This window comes from Pseudomonas sp. LB3P14, assembly GCF_054898045.1.
Genome location: NZ_CM142714.1, coordinates 1,936,006 through 1,950,801, shown reverse-complemented (window position 1 = coordinate 1,950,801; position 14,796 = coordinate 1,936,006). Strand labels below are relative to the sequence as shown.

13 protein-coding genes are annotated in these 14,796 nt (G+C 61.2%); 5 read left to right on the top strand and 8 right to left on the bottom strand.

The features are described from left to right. The first annotated feature begins 73 nt into the window (after window positions 1-73). Window positions 74-997, top strand: a complete 924-nt coding sequence (locus ACYZT5_RS08985; protein ID WP_462050780.1) for a carbon-nitrogen hydrolase family protein — start codon at window positions 74-76, stop codon at window positions 995-997. A gap of 39 nt (window positions 998-1,036) precedes the next feature. Here the strand turns inward: ACYZT5_RS08985 and ACYZT5_RS08980 are convergent, their stop codons facing one another. The 7 genes from ACYZT5_RS08980 to ACYZT5_RS08950 all read right to left on the bottom strand — a co-directional run bounded on the left by ACYZT5_RS08980 (window position 1,037) and on the right by ACYZT5_RS08950 (window position 7,824). Continuing rightward, window positions 1,037-1,510, bottom strand: coding sequence for an LEA/WHy family protein (locus ACYZT5_RS08980; RefSeq protein ID WP_462050779.1), 474 nt, complete (start codon window positions 1,508-1,510; stop codon window positions 1,037-1,039). 136 nt (window positions 1,511-1,646) lie between these two features. Then, the gene (locus ACYZT5_RS08975; protein ID WP_462050778.1) at window positions 1,647-2,726 is read right to left on the bottom strand and encodes a nucleoside hydrolase; all 1,080 of its coding nucleotides are present in this window, start codon (window positions 2,724-2,726) and stop codon (window positions 1,647-1,649) included. 144 nt (window positions 2,727-2,870) lie between these two features. Then, window positions 2,871-4,181, bottom strand: a complete 1,311-nt coding sequence (locus tag ACYZT5_RS08970; protein WP_462050777.1) for an MFS transporter — start codon at window positions 4,179-4,181, stop codon at window positions 2,871-2,873. Window positions 4,182-4,456: 275 nt separating this feature from the next. After that, a complete protein-coding gene (locus ACYZT5_RS08965; protein WP_462050776.1) occupies window positions 4,457-5,089 on the bottom strand; it encodes an N-carbamoylsarcosine amidohydrolase in 633 nt (210 codons plus the stop codon). 12 nt (window positions 5,090-5,101) lie between these two features. Beyond that, window positions 5,102-5,854: a maleate cis-trans isomerase family protein gene (locus ACYZT5_RS08960; protein WP_462050775.1), complete on the bottom strand. Its 753-nt coding sequence runs from the start codon at window positions 5,852-5,854 to the stop codon at window positions 5,102-5,104. 18 nt (window positions 5,855-5,872) lie between these two features. Further along, window positions 5,873-6,679 (bottom strand): alpha/beta fold hydrolase, encoded by an 807-nt coding sequence (locus tag ACYZT5_RS08955; RefSeq protein ID WP_462050774.1) that lies wholly within the window; start codon window positions 6,677-6,679, stop codon window positions 5,873-5,875. After that, a complete protein-coding gene (locus ACYZT5_RS08950; protein WP_462050773.1) occupies window positions 6,676-7,824 on the bottom strand; it encodes an FAD-dependent monooxygenase in 1,149 nt (382 codons plus the stop codon). The genes ACYZT5_RS08955 and ACYZT5_RS08950 overlap by 4 nt, the downstream gene beginning before the upstream one ends. Window positions 7,825-8,135: 311 nt before the next feature. On the opposite strand from ACYZT5_RS08950, the gene ACYZT5_RS08945 reads away from it, so the two are divergent. The 4 genes from ACYZT5_RS08945 (at window position 8,136) to ACYZT5_RS08930 (ending at window position 14,004) form a co-directional block, all read left to right on the top strand. Further along, a complete protein-coding gene (locus tag ACYZT5_RS08945) occupies window positions 8,136-9,188 on the top strand; it encodes a 2,5-dihydroxypyridine 5,6-dioxygenase (protein WP_462050772.1) in 1,053 nt (350 codons plus the stop codon). Between the two features lie 160 nt (window positions 9,189-9,348). Continuing rightward, window positions 9,349-9,795, top strand: coding sequence for a MarR family winged helix-turn-helix transcriptional regulator (locus ACYZT5_RS08940; protein WP_462050771.1), 447 nt, complete (start codon window positions 9,349-9,351; stop codon window positions 9,793-9,795). A gap of 161 nt (window positions 9,796-9,956) precedes the next feature. Then, window positions 9,957-10,433, top strand: a complete 477-nt coding sequence (locus ACYZT5_RS08935) for a (2Fe-2S)-binding protein (protein WP_462050770.1) — start codon at window positions 9,957-9,959, stop codon at window positions 10,431-10,433. A gap of 16 nt (window positions 10,434-10,449) precedes the next feature. Next, window positions 10,450-14,004: a molybdopterin cofactor-binding domain-containing protein gene (locus ACYZT5_RS08930; protein WP_462050769.1), complete on the top strand. Its 3,555-nt coding sequence runs from the start codon at window positions 10,450-10,452 to the stop codon at window positions 14,002-14,004. Window positions 14,005-14,125: 121 nt separating this feature from the next. Here the strand turns inward: ACYZT5_RS08930 and ACYZT5_RS08925 are convergent, their stop codons facing one another. After that, window positions 14,126-14,782 carry a TetR family transcriptional regulator gene (locus tag ACYZT5_RS08925; RefSeq protein ID WP_462050768.1) on the bottom strand — a complete coding sequence of 219 codons (657 nt, stop codon included), beginning with the start codon at window positions 14,780-14,782 and terminating at the stop codon, window positions 14,126-14,128. Window positions 14,783-14,796 lie beyond the last annotated feature (14 nt).

The following is a 14,796-nucleotide window of genomic DNA, read 5'->3' as shown; positions in this document are numbered from 1 at the left end:
CAAACGGGGCTTTATTCATGATCCCGCGGCGCCTGAGAATGAGCAACACCTCATTGCTTTCGGAGTTACTGCGATGCCCAAGTCAATCGTTGCTGCACTGCAAATCGGCGCCTTGCCCGGCGGCAAGGCCGAGACGCTGGAACAGATTCTTGCCTGGGAAAACGCGATTATCGAATCCGGCGCGGCGCTGGTGGTCATGCCCGAAGCGTTGCTCGGCGGTTACCCCAAAGGCGAGGGCTTCGGCACTCAACTGGGTTATCGACTGCCGGAAGGTCGTGAAGCCTTTGCCCGGTATTTTGCCAATGCGATCGACGTGCCCGGTGCGGAAACCGAAGCGTTGGCCGGGTTGTCAGCGCGCACCGGCGCCAACCTGGTGATCGGTGTCATCGAACGCGCCGGTAGCACCTTGTACTGCACCGCGTTGTATTTCGATCCGCAGGCCGGTCTGGTCACCAAGCACCGCAAACTGATGCCCACCGGCACCGAACGGTTGATTTGGGGCAAGGGAGATGGCTCGACGTTGCCGGTGATCGACAGTCAGGTCGGGCGGATCGGCGCGGCGGTGTGTTGGGAAAACATGATGCCGCTGCTGCGCACCGCGATGTACGCCAAAGGCGTGGAGGTCTGGTGCGCGCCAACGGTGGACGAGCGGGAAATGTGGCAGGTCAGCATGCGCCATATCGCCCATGAAGGACGTTGCTTCGTGGTCAGCGCCTGTCAGGTTCAGGACTCGCCACAAGCCTTGGGCCTGGAGATCGCCAACTGGCCGGCGGACCGGCCGTTGATCGCCGGTGGCAGCGTGATCGTCGGGCCGATGGGCGACATTCTGGCTGGACCGTTGCGCGATGGCGCCGGTTTGCTCACCGCAGAAATCGACACCGACGACCTGGTCCGTGCCCGTTACGACTTCGACGTGGTGGGGCACTACGCGCGCCCGGACGTGTTTGAGTTGACGGTGGATGAGCGTGCCAAACCCGGCGTCCGATTCAACACATAACCCCCTGTGGGAGATTCTATGTTGCACAGCAACCCGGAATTACCAGGTGCCGGTCGTCGACGCTGGCAGGCTGAGTTTGCCACTGTCCATGAAACGCATGGTGCCGAACACGCCACCGGCCAGTTTGCCGCGCAGTACGTAGGGCAGGTTGTTCAGGGTTTGTGTCTGGCTCAGCCCCAGGGTCTGACGCAGCACCGAGAACGCCGAAACGCTCACCGGCACGGTCAGCACGGTTTCGGAAAAGCGTGCAATCGAGCCCGATTGATCGCTGACGCCGGAGGCGAGTGGCTGGCCGTTGACCTCCAGGTCCAGGGCCACGCCGTTGTAGTCGATCGCGGTGTCATTGGGATTTTGCACGCGTATCTTCACGGCAAAACGCACTTCCATGTCCTGGCTTTGCAGCGGCTCGATGCCGACCACGTTGATGTTCAGCGGATCGCGATTGGGGAACAGGGCGCAGGCGCTCAGGGAGAGCAAAAGAAGGGAAAGGATAACGGCGTGGACACTGCGCATGAAGGGTTCTCGACAGAAAAGGGACCGAACCGCTGATGGCTCGACCCTTGAGCAACGTTCTGCGGTTCACCTGTGCGACCACGCTCACTGTGAGGGGTTCGCCGCAAGCTGTCACTTCTTCATGAGCGGCGCGGCCTCAGCTGCCTTTGACCGGCGTCGGCAAGGTCACAAGATTCACATAATCATCCCAGAACTGCTTCTGGTCGATGGCAAACACCACCTTGGCTTTTTGCGTGCCCACGGGTGGATTTTTCTTGTAACCCAGGGCGCGACCGTAGTCGGCACCGAACTGGGCATTGACATCGACCCACAGCTCGCGGGATTCGGTGACGATGCCCGGCTCGACCAGAAACAGGGCCGGCAGGCTGTCCCAGGTAAAACTGTGATAACCGGGGTCTTTGCTGAACAACGGAGCGAATTCGTGTGTGTACAGATCGGCAATCGGCCCCGGCCGGTCGATGACCCGCTGGTAGATCGAGGCATCGAAGGTGACCTTTTCGCATACATCGTTGGGGAAAATGACGTGTTCGATGGGTGAGCGCAGGACGATCTTCGCCGCCTCGGGGTCGAACCACCAGTTGAATTCGGCGGCCGGTGTGGTGTTGCCCGGAATCTCAATGGCCCCGCCCATGTACACGATGCGTTTGATCAACGGCACGATGTCGGGGGCGGAGCGAATGGCCAGGGCGATGTTGGTCAGCGGGCCGACCGCCAGCAACGTCACCTCATGGGGATTGGCGCGCACGCTGTCGACGATGAACTGGGCGGCGGTTTCCTTGCGCAGAGAGGTGTGGGTCGCCAGACCATCCGGCGGGGCGATCAGTTGCGCGGCGGAAGTCGCACGCGGCGCCTTGAAAGCACCCGGCCAGCCGGCCCCGAACAGGGCTTTTTCCTGCGGGTAGGTGGCGAAGTCATGAAGCAACGGGTAGGCCGCGCCGGAATACACGCCGACGTCCTTTTCCACGCCCATGCGCTCTACCGCCTTGAGGGCATCCACCTGTTCCTGGTCGACCCAGGCGTTGCCGCTGACGAGGGTCATGCCGAGCAGGTCGATGCGTTTCCGGGCGTGGAGTTGGGCGAGCATGATGAAGGCCTGGCCATCATCGTTGAGCACGTTGAAGTCGGTGTCGAAGATGACTTTTTCCGCCGCTTGCAGGGAACCGGCGCAGAGGCCGGCAGCGACAAGCAGGGCACAGCGTTTGATCAAACCTTGCATGGGGACTCACCTGAGAATTTGTATTTGGCGGCTACCGCGATCCACGTAGGAGCTGGCGCAGCCTGCGATCTTTTGACGTTGGTCCATCAAAAAACAAGATCAAAAGATCGCAGGCTTCGCCAGCTCCTACAGAAGCGGACAGTGCTAGCGGTTGACCAGTTTGGCCGGTAAGGCGATTACCAGAAAGCTGCTGAGAATCAGGCAGCCGGCAAAGAACCACAGCGCGCCGGCGCTGCTGCCGGTGACGTCGATGGCGACCCCCATCAGCGAGTTGCTGACCAGCCCGGCGATGTTTGCCAACGAGCAGGCGAGGGCGAAGCCGGTGGCCGCCGCGGTGCCTTTGAGAAAGGTCGCCGGCAAACTGAAGAACACCGGCACCGCACCGATGATCGCCGCCGACGCAATGGCGAACAGTGCCACGGTCGCCACCACGTTGTGGACGAAGAACGGCGCACTGGCCATGGCGGCTGCGCCCACCAGAAACGGCACGATGATGTGCCAGCGACGTTCGCGGTGTTTGTCGGAACTGGCGCCGATCAACAGCATGCCCAACAACGCGGCGATGCTCGGCAGCGCCGTGAGTACGCCGATGTGGAATGTGTCGACGATGCCTGCATTGCGGATGAAGGTCGGCATCCAGAAACCCATGGCATAGGCACTGAGCAGGATCGAGAAGTCGATCCCGCCGAGCATCCAGACTTTCAGGTTGAAAAACCCGTCGCGAAAGCTGTGCTTGCTGTCGCCGGCACTGGCCTCATCGGCGCGCAGTTCCTGTTCCAACAGGGCTTTCTCTTCGTTGTTGAGCCACTTGGCTTGCTGATAGTTGTTAGGCAGCGCCCAGAAGGTCAGCACGCCGAGCAACACGCTGGGCACCGCTTCGATCAGGAACAACCATTGCCAGCCGTGCAGGCCACCGAAATTATCGAAATGGCTCATGACCCAACCGGATAGCGGCCCGCCAATCACGCTGGACAGCGGCAAGCCGATCATGAACAGCGCAATGATGCGACCGCGTCGATAGGTTGGAAACCAGGTGGTCAGGTAATACAGCACCCCCGGCAGAAAGCCTGCTTCGGCGGCGCCGAGCAAGAAGCGCAGGATGTAGAACTGAGTGGTGGACGTCACGAGCATGGTGCAGGCCGACAGCAGGCCCCAGGTGATCATGATGCGGGCGATCCAGATCTTGGCGCCGACTTTCTCCAGCACCAGGTTGCTCGGCACCTCGAACAGGATGTAGCCGACAAAAAACAGTCCGGCACCGAGGCCGAAGGCGGTTTCGCTGAAGTGCAGTTGATCGAGCATCTGCAGTTTGGCGAAGCCGATATTGATCCGGTCGAGGTACGCGGCCAGGTAGCAGAAGCACAGGAAAGGGATCAGCTTCCAGGTGATCTTGTGGTAAAGCGCTTGAATCGGGTCGGCGACCGTGGTCGCAGGTGCTGCATTCGCAATGGGCATCGGGTGTCTCCTGGCGGTGACTTATGGTTTTTATACGGCCGCTTTTTTCCAGCGCTCTGGCGCGCTGTAGCAAGCGACGTCCAAAGGCAGTGTCAGAAGACTGAGGGCGCACCCGTAGGAGCAGAGCTTGCTCGCGATGAACCAGAGAACGCCGCGTTGATTCTTGATGAGCGCGTTATCGTTAACGTCCATCGCGAGCAAGCTTCGCTCCTACAGGGCTCGTTCCTCAGTATTTTCAAGACCTGCGCTCTATGGCGCGGTTCTTGTGGTACGCATCAGCTTTTTTCGAAGTGCGCGATGGCCTCCTGCTTGCTGACGACATCGCCGTACTTGCTGTCGATATCGAACAGGTTGGCTTCATGGGGCGCCGAATGCCGGTCGCCGACGCACTCGCGCACGACGATGGTGCGAAAACCGTGTTGCACCGCGTCCACCGCTGTCGCCCGAATGCAGCCGCTGGTGGAGCAACCGGCCAGCACCACGGTGTCGATACCTTGGGCGTGCAGCATCGAGGCCAGGCTGCTGCCGAAAAAGGCGCTGGCGTATTGCTTGCTGATCACCACTTCGTCCTCTTGGGGCACTACCTCTTCGCAAAACGCCGCCAAGGGGTTGCCCTCGACCATATCTTTCATCACCGGGGCTTTTTTAACCCAGATGCCACCGTCGGCGAAATGGCCGGGATGGTAGCGGATATTGGTGTGCACCACCGGGATGCCCTGACGACGGGCGCTGGCCAACAGTTCAACGCTTTCGGCCACGGCACTGACCACGCCGGGTGCGAACAGCGGCGCCCCTACGGTGGTGTAGCCACGCATGAAATCGATCATCAGCAACGCGGCTTTCTGGCCGAAACCGATGCGCTGGCCCCACACGCCCTGATAGTTGTCGTTGGCGGTTTGTTCGCTCATGTCGCTCACCTCTTAATAGGCGCCGGAGAGCAGGGCGCCCGCACCGGGAACAATAGGTTCCAGGTCCAGGGCCTTGAGCATGGCGTAGGTGGTGGCAATGGCGGCGGTGAGCACCGGTTTTCCGGTTTGCGCTTCGACTTGCGCCACCACGGGCAGTGACTGCATCTGCACGCAGGCCGAGAGCACAATCACGTCGACGCCTTCCAGGTTCATACCGGCCACGATGCCCGGCAGGTTCGCCGGATCGTGACGGGCCACGGCGAGGTTGTCGGGAATTTCCAGTGCGCGCCAGTCCACGACTTCGAAGCCTTCTGCGCGTATGTAATCCACCACCAGTTCGGTGAGGGGTTTCATGTACGGCGCGACGATAGCGATGCGTTTGGCGCCCAGCACTTTCAGGCCTTCGATCAAGGCACCGGCGCTGGTAATGACCGGCGCGTTGCCGTCGTTATCGGCGGTGGCCTTGCGCAGCCGTTGCTCGGATTGGCGGTGATAACCCAGACCCATGGCCATGATCGCCACCAGGCACGCGTAACCCAATACGTCGACCTTGGCGTCGGACAATTCCAGGGCGCAGCGGTCGGATTCGCCGTCCATCGCCGCCAGCTCTTCCTTGCGCACTTGCTTCATGCGCATGCGGCTGGAGTGAAAGGTGAAGCGTTCCGGGCGGATCAACTGACGCGCGGTGAGCATCGCCGGGATCTCGGTTTCCATGGTGGTGTTGGAGCTCGGCACGATCTGGCCGATGCGGTAAGGCGTGAGCATAAAAGTCTCCGGATTCGATTAGTTCAGGCGTGGGCCAAGGAAATCACCGAAGGCGCTGAAGAAGCCGTCGAGGTCATCCCAGGGAATCATGTGCCCGGCGTTTTCGACGTGGACCGTGCGAATGTTCGGTTGCAGGTCGAGGATTTCCGCTTCGTCCTCGGGTTGAATGACGCCGCCGCGGCCGGCGATCATGAGCAGCGTGGGGGCCTCGAGTTTCGGCAGGTCCTGATGGAAGTCCACCTCATGAAAATCGTTGAAAGCCCTGACGATCGCCGGCTCGTAGCAGGTGTGCAGCCACTCGGCGCGCAGCTGCAATTGTTCCTCGGTCCAGGTGGCGCAGAAGGCGCGCATCGCCTCGGCATCCATCCCGATCAACGACTGGCGGATCGAATCGACGTACCACGGCAGTTTGCTCGGGTACTCACGCCGGCCAGGGCCGGACACCGGTGGATCGATCAATACCAGGCGGTTCACGCCGGCCGGATGCCGAACCGCACTGCGCACGGCAAAACGGGCGCCCATGGAATGGCCGAGCAAGTGGTAGTTGTCGAGCTTCATGGCCTGGGCGAAAGCACTGATGTCGTCAGCGCAGGCATCGGCGCTGTAGTCCAGCTCTGGCCCGGTGGAGGAGAGGCCGCGACCGCGAACGTCCAGCACGTAAGTGTCGAAATGCTCGCCGAGTCGTTCCGCGACAAACCCCCAGGTGATCGCCGGGCTGGTGATGCCGGGAATCAGAACCAGCGCCGGGCCTTTTCCACCGTAGCGCAAGTAGTGCTGGCGAATGCCATTGGCCTGGACGTTACCGCCATGGATGAACGTACTCACGCGGCTACCCCCGATTTCAGCGACTGGGCGTACAGGTCATAGCCGTAAACCCAGGCCGGATCTTCCTGGGTGCGCAGCCAGGTGTTGGCGTTGGACACGGACTGCACGCGGGAGGCGCGTTCCTTGCGGTTGACTTCATAGAGTTCGAACGCGGTGCGGTAATCCCCGAGCCCGGTTTCCTGCAGGCAGCGGGTCAGCATCGCGGCGTCTTCGATGGCCATGCCGGCGCCCTGGGCCATGTGCGGCTTCATCGGGTGGCAAGCGTCACCCAACAGCACCAGTCGCCCACGGCTCCACAGCGGCAACGGGTTGCGGTTGCGCAACGGCCATTTGGTGACGCTTTCGGTGGACTCGATCAGCGCCTGAACGGTCGGGTGATACCCCTGGAAGGCTTCAAACATTTCTTCGCGGCTGCTGTCGACGAACGCACCCTGGAAATCCCACTCCGGGTGTGGCACGCCGGTCACGTAGTAGTACTCGTCGCGCTTGCCGGTGGTGTAGTAGACCATCATGTGCCGATCCTCGGTCCACCACTTGATACAGTCTTCGAACTTCAAATCGTATTTGGCCAGTTGATCGCCACGGATCAGCGCGCGGTGCGCCACCCAGCCGCTGTACAGCGGTTTTTCCGCGCCGAGCAACTCTTCACGAATCTTCGAATTGATGCCGTCGGCGCCGATGACGATGTCGGCGTAGGTCACTTCGCCATCGCTGAAGGTCAGGCGCACCTGGCTGTCGGTTTCTTCGAGGGTTTCCAGGCGTTTGTTGAAGTGCACGGTGCCGGGTTTGATCGTCGACATCTGCAGGGCGTGCAGGTCGCCGCGGTGCACGGTGATGTAGGACGCGCCGTATTCCTTGCGAGCGAAATCGCCCAGCGGGATGCGTGACAGGTAATCGCCACTCAAGCCGTCACGGCTGAACCAGTGATCCGGGTGCGAACCCATTAGGTCGAGCTGTTGCTCGATGCCCATGCGCCGGAAGATTTTCATGATGTTGGGGCCCATGTGAATCCCGGCACCGAGGCGGGAGAACTCGGGTGCCTGTTCGTAGATGTCCACCTCGAACCCGGCTTGTTGCAGCAGCGTCGCAGCGGCTGCACCGCCCAGACCCGCACCGACGATGGCGATTTTCTGTGTTCTTGCCATGGGGATTGTTCCTCTTTTTCGAATGGTCGCTGGCGATGTCGTCGCAAGGTTTTTAAAGTGTATACGCTATAATTTTTAAAAAGAAAGAGCCGTTTGGAAAAAATAATTTTCAGGCTTATTTGTCTGTAGTCACCAAATGTAACCAGTAAATATTGGATTTGTGTGGGTTGGTAACGTTATGGTCTGGCGCTTGCAGTCAGTCTGCTTTTAGGGTTTTATCGTCAACAAATGGTGTATACGCTTTAAAAGCGCACTAGAGTGAGGCAGGGCGCCTCGACTTGGTGCGCAACAGACGATCGAGGAGACAGGAAATGCCGGTAAGCGATTGCGAATTGACCCAGATGTTCGAGCACGTGTTGAAGCTGTCGAAGGTCGACCCGACCCAGAGTGTCGCCGTACTCAAGAGCCACTATTCGAACCCGCGCACCGTGCGTGCTGCGATGGAGGCGGCCCAGCGGCTGGGGGCCAAGGTCTACGCGGTGGAGTTGCCTTCGTTCAACCATCCGACGGCCATGGGCAATGACATGACGGCCTACTGCGGCGACACCGCGCTGACCGGCAATATCGCGGCGCAACGGGCGCTGGAAGCGGCGGACTTGATCATCGACACGATGATGCTGCTGCACTCACCAGAGCAGGAGCAGATCCTCAAGACCGGCACGCGGATTCTGTTGGCCGTCGAACCCCCGGAAGTCCTGGCGCGAATGCTGCCGACCGAGGCCGACAAGGTGCGGGTGATGGCGGCGGAGCAACTGCTCAAACAGGCCAAATCAATCCACGTTACCTCCCGCGCCGGCAGCGATTTCCGCGCGGCGCTGGGGCAATATCCTTCGGTTACCGAATACGGTTTCGCCGATGAGCCGGGGCGTTGGGATCACTGGCCCAGCGGCTTTCTGTTCTCCTGGCCCAACGAAGAAACCGCCGAGGGCGTGCTGGTGCTGGATGTCGGCGACATTCTGCTGCCGTTCAAGAACTACACCCGGGAGAAAATCACCCTGGAAATCGAGAAGGGCTTCATCACCTCGATCCATGGCGGTTTCGAGGCCGAATACTTGCGTGACTACATGAAGTACTTCAACGATCCCGAGGTCTACGGCATTTCCCACATCGGCTGGGGCTTGCAGCCACGGGCGCAGTGGACGGCCATGGGGCTGCACGACAAAAACGATGGCATGTGCATGGATGCCCGGGCGTTCTACGGCAACTTCCTGTTCTCCACTGGACCGAATACCGAAGTTGGCGGCACCCGCAAAACCCCGTGCCACCTGGATATTCCACTGCGCCATTGCGATGTGTACCTGGATGATTTGGCCGTGGTGATCGGTGGGGATGTGGTGGCGCCTGAGGCCTCCCGAGTTCGCTGAACCCTTTTTCGCGAGCAGGCTCGCCCCCACAAGGGATCGCGTAATCCTTGTGGGAGCGAGCCTGCTCGCGAAGGTGTGAGCCCGGCCAACATCACGCTTGAGTCCATCCACCAACCTGTCCATCATGCCTTCCCACTACTCATCGTCTTTCGAGTCTGCCGTGCCTGAAACTCCTGATTCTTCCTACGTTTTCTCCGAACAAGTCGGGCATTTGCTACGCAAGGCCTATCAACGGCACATGGCGATTTTTCAGCAGAACGTCGGCGACTCACAGCTCACCGCGGTGCAGTTCGTCACCCTGTGCGCCGTGCGTGATCACGGCCCCAGTTCGCTGACCGAACTGGTCAAAGCCACCGCCGTGGACCAGGCAACCATTCGCGGCATCGTCGAGCGGCTCAAGGCCCGAGAACTGATCACCCTTGAACCCGACCCGCAAGACCGGCGCAAAGTCATTGTCGGCCTGTCCGAAGCCGGCGACCGTCTGGTGCAGCAAACCGTGCCCTGTGCCGGGAAAATCACCGAGCTGACCATGAGCAACCTCAACCCGGCAGAGCAGGTCGCCGTGCTGTTTTTGCTGCGCAAAATGATCGACGACCCGCAAGACTGATCCGCACCTTCAGCCTCTGGCACTGTTTTTGCTCTCTTTTCATGTAGTAACCACTTCACCACTCGAGTGTGTCGCGACGCCACAAACTGATGCTGGCCCGCGACCTTTTCTTCGACCTTTTGGTGTAGTGGATACTTCATCAACTGAAGCAGGCGAAGCGAATGACAAGCCAGGAAATCACGGTAGCGCTTGAGGTCAACGGCCACACCACCACCGTCACCGCGATGGCGGATACGCCGTTATTGCTGATCCTGCGCAATGACCTGCAACTCAACGGCCCCAAGTACGGTTGCGGTCTGGGCGAGTGCGGCGCGTGCACGGTGATCATCGATGGTGTGGCGGCGCGCTCCTGCGTCTTTCCGCTGGCTGGCGCGGTCGACCGGCAGATCGTCACCCTCGAAGGGCTTGGCAACCGAACCGATCCGCACCCGGTGCAGCAAGCCTTTATCGACGAGCAGGCGGCGCAATGCGGCTATTGCCTCAACGGCATGATCATGACTGCCAAGGCCTTGCTCGACCGCATTGCGCACCCCAGCGAAACCCAGATTCGCAACGAACTCTCGGCCAACCTTTGCCGGTGCGGCACCCATATCGAAATCCTCCGTGCGGTGCTGCGTGCCGCCCGTCAAACGCCTTGAATGTGGATCGATGACCATGACTGACGCAATCCCCACCCGCGACCAATGGCTGGCCAAGACCGGCGTTCTGCTGGTCGTCGACGACATCCTGCCGCCATCAGGCCCGGTGGCCAAAGGCGGTACGCCGCTGGTCAAACCCAAGGAGCTTGGGTTGTTCATCGCGATCAGCGATGACGGACGGGTGTATGCCTTCAACGGGCATGTCGACCTCGGCACCGGTATCCGCACTTCGCTGGCGCAGATCGTCGCCGAAGAACTGGACCTGCAACTGGAGCAGGTGTGCATGGTGCTCGGCGACACCGAGCGTGTGCCCAATCAGGGCGCGACCATCGCCAGCGCCACCCTGCAGATTTCCGCGATACCGTTGCGCAATGCGGCTGCCGAGGCCCGGCGTTTTCTGCTGGAGCGGGCGGCAGAACGCTGGTCGGTGGAGGCGGGCAGTCTGAAGGTCGAGGCCGGGGTGATTGTCGCAGCGGACGGACGCACCACGTCCTACGCTGATCTGGTGTGCGGTGACCACATTGAACTGCGCATCTCAGGCACCGCGCCACTCAAGCCTGCCGAAGATTATCGGCTGGTCGGCAAGGGCGCCGCGCGGGTGGATATTCCGGCCAAGGCCACTGGCGAACTGACTTACGTCCACGACATGCGGGTGCCGGACATGCTCCACGGCCGGGTGATTCGCCCGCCCTATGCCGGGCTCGATTGTGGTGACTTCGTCGGCAACAGCCTGCTGGACGTCGACGAGTCGTCCATCGCGCACATCCCGGGCGTTGTGGCGGTGGTGGTAATCCGAGACTTCGTTGGTGTCGTCGCCCTGCGCGAAGAACAGGCGATCAAGGCTGCCCAGGCGTTGAAAATCACGTGGAAAGCCTGGAATCACAAGTTGCCCGACATGAACAATGTCGAGCAGGCCATCCGCGATAACCCGCGAGTGCAGCGCGTCGTTCTCGACCAGGGCAATGTCGACGACGCCTTGGCCGGGGCCAGTCAGCGCCTGTCGCGAACGTATCTGTGGCCGTATCAGATGCACGGCTCCATCGGCCCCTCCTGTGGGTTGGCGGACTATCAGCCGTCGGGCACTCGCGTGTGGTCCGGTAGCCAGAATCCGCATTTGCTGCGAGCGGATCTCGCCTGGTTGCTGGAGTGCGCGGAAGAATCGATCGAGATTATTCGCATGGAAGCGTCAGGCTGTTATGGGCGTAACTGCGCCGACGATGTCTGCGCCGATGCCTTGCTGTTGTCCCGCGCCGTGGGCAAACCGGTCCGGGTGCAATTGACTCGCGAGCAGGAGCACCTGTGGGAACCCAAGGGCACCGCGCAACTGATGGACGTGGACGGCGGCTTGAACGCCGATGGCAGTGTGGCTGCTTACGATTTCCAGACCAGCTACCCGTCCAACGGTGCGCCGACCCTGGCCTTGCTGTTGACCGGACGGGTCGAGCCGGTGGCGGCGATGTTCGAGATGGGCGATCGCACGTCGATCCCGCCTTATGACTTCGAACACATGCGCGTGACCATCAATGACATGGCGCCGATTGTCCGGGCTTCGTGGATGCGCGGGGTGTCGGCGCTGCCCAACACCTTCGCCCACGAGTCGTACATCGATGAACTGGCGTTCGCGGCGGGCGTCGATCCGGTGGAATACCGACTGCGCTATCTGCGCGATGAGCGCGCCATTGACCTGGTGAAATCCACCGCCGAGCGCGCCGCCTGGACCGCGCGCACCGCGCCGATGCAAACCCCGAACGACGATCAGTTCCTGCGCGGTCGCGGCTTTGCCTACGCGCGCTACATCCACAGCAAGTTCCCCGGTTTTGGTGCGGCGTGGGCCGCGTGGGTGGCGGACGTGGCGGTGGATCGCCAGACCGGTGATGTGTCCGTCACGCGGGTGGTGATCGGTCATGACTCGGGGATGATGATCAACCCGGCGGGCGTACAGCATCAGATCCACGGCAATGTCATTCAATCCACCAGTCGGGCGCTCAAGGAGCGGGTGACCTTTGAGGAGTCCACAGTAGCCTGCAAGGAGTGGGGCGGTTATCCGATCCTGACCTTCCCTGAAGTGCCGCAGATCGACGTCTTGATGATGCCGCGTCAGGACCAGCCGCCCATGGGCGCCGGTGAATCCGCCTCGGTGCCGAGCGCGGCGGCGATTGCCAACGCCATTTATGACGCCACCGGGATTCGTTTTCGCGAACTGCCGATTACCCCGGACCGGGTGCTGGCGGCGTTGAACGCCGGCACCTGCGACGAGCCACCGAAGTCGCCGGCCAAGCGTTCGAAATGGCTGTTCGGTTCGCTGTTTGCCGCGTTCGGCGCGGTGCTCGGCATGGCGGCCACCGCATGGCCGTTTCACGGTGAAATCGCGCCCATTGCGCCGCCGGGTGCCGGTACCTGGTCGACCGCGACCCTTGAGCGCGGACGTTTGCTGGCGGCGGTCGGCGATTGCGCGGTTTGCCACACCGCGCCCGGCGTCGCGACCAATGCCGGAGGCCTGGCGATGCAGACTCCCTTCGGCACGCTCTATAGCAGCAACATCACGCCCGACGTGAAGACCGGTATCGGCAGCTGGTCGTACCCGGCGTTCGAACGTGCGATGCGCGACGGCATCGGCCGCGACGGGCGCAATCTGTACCCGGCGTTTCCCTACACCGCGTTTCGCAATATCAACGATGCCGACATGCAGGCGCTGTATGCGTACCTGATGTCGCAAGCGCCGGTCAGCCAACCGGCGACAGCCAACGACATGCGTTTTCCGTTCAATCTGCGGCCGTTGATGGCCGGGTGGAATTCGCTGTTTCTGCGCCGGGGCGAGATCAGTGTGCAGCCAGAACGTAGCGAGCAATGGAATCGCGGCGCCTACCTGGTCAATGGTTTGGGTCACTGCGCGGCGTGCCATTCGCCGCGTAATTTGATGGGGGCGGAGAAGGGCGGAGCGTCGTTCCTGGCTGGCGGCAGGGTCGATGGCTGGGAAGCGCCGGCGTTGAACGGTTTGTCGAAAGCGCCAACGCCGTGGACGGAGAATCAGCTGTTCGACTACCTCAGCACCGGCTATTCCGACGCCCATGGCGTGGCGACCGGGCCCATGGGGCCGGTGGTCAGTGAACTGGCGAAATTGCCCAAGACGGATATCCGGGCGATGGCGGTGTACCTGGCGTCACTCAACGGCGCGCAGGCTGAAGCGCAAGTGGTGGCGAAAGCCACCCAGCCGTCGCCGGTCTCGAGCGTGTCATTGAGCAACGGTCAGCGGGTGTTCGAAGGTTCGTGCAAGGCCTGTCACGCTGATGGCCTGGGGCCGAAACTGTTTGGTGTGAGTCCGTCTCTGGCGAGCAATACCAATGTGCACAGCGATCAACCGGACAACCTGATCAAGGTCATCCTGCAAGGCATCGATGCACCGGCCACCAAGGATCTGGGCTACATGCCCGGTTTCAAGGACAGCCTGTCCAATACGCAGGTGGCGGAGCTCGCGGCGTATTTGCGTAATCGGTTTGCGACCGCTGCGCCGCGGTGGCAAGGGTTGGAACAAAAGGTTGCGCACCTCAGGGCTAATCCCGGCAACCATTAAAAGCATCGCGGGCAAGTCGGGTCGCCGCATCGCTCGCTCCTACAGAATTAGCGTCAAGCCACAAGACCTGTAGGAGCGAGCGATGCGGCGACCCGACTTGCCCGCGAAGAGGCCAGTCCGGTCAACCTGGTATTTGATCCGGCAACCGCATCACCCCCCGCACCACCAGATCCTTGATAAACCCCAACCAATCCTCCCGCTGCCCCTTGTCCGCCAGATCCTCCCCAAGGAAGGAACTGAGGGTGTGTCGGTTGGAGTTATAGAAGTAGCAAAGCGAGGCGATCATCAAATACACATGCTTGATGTCCAGATCCTGACGAAACAACCCCTGAACCTGACCCGCCTCAATGATCGGCCGCAACACGCCGACCGCTTCTCCCGACAACCTGCGCAACTCGCTGGACTGTTGGGCGTGCTTGCCGTTGTGCAGGTTCTCGTTGCTGAGGATGGCGACGAATTCCGGGTGTTCAACGTAGTAATGCCAGACGAACGCCACCAGATCCTGCAGGGCCAACAGCGGTGTGCTCAGGTCCAGCTTGAGCTGGCTTTCGGCTTTATTGAATTGCTCGTAGGTGTGTTCCAGCACGCAGATGAACAGTTGCTCTTTGCTGCCGAAGTAGTAATAGAGCATGCGGTCGTTGGAATCGGCCTCGCGGGAAATGCTCTCCACCCGCCCCCCGGAGTAGCCGTCGCGGGTGAACACCTTCACGGCCGCTTCGAGAATCCGGGTTCGGGTTTGATGGGCCTGAGCGGCCCGGATGCCGGTTTTCTTGTTCAACGTGCGGTCAACCT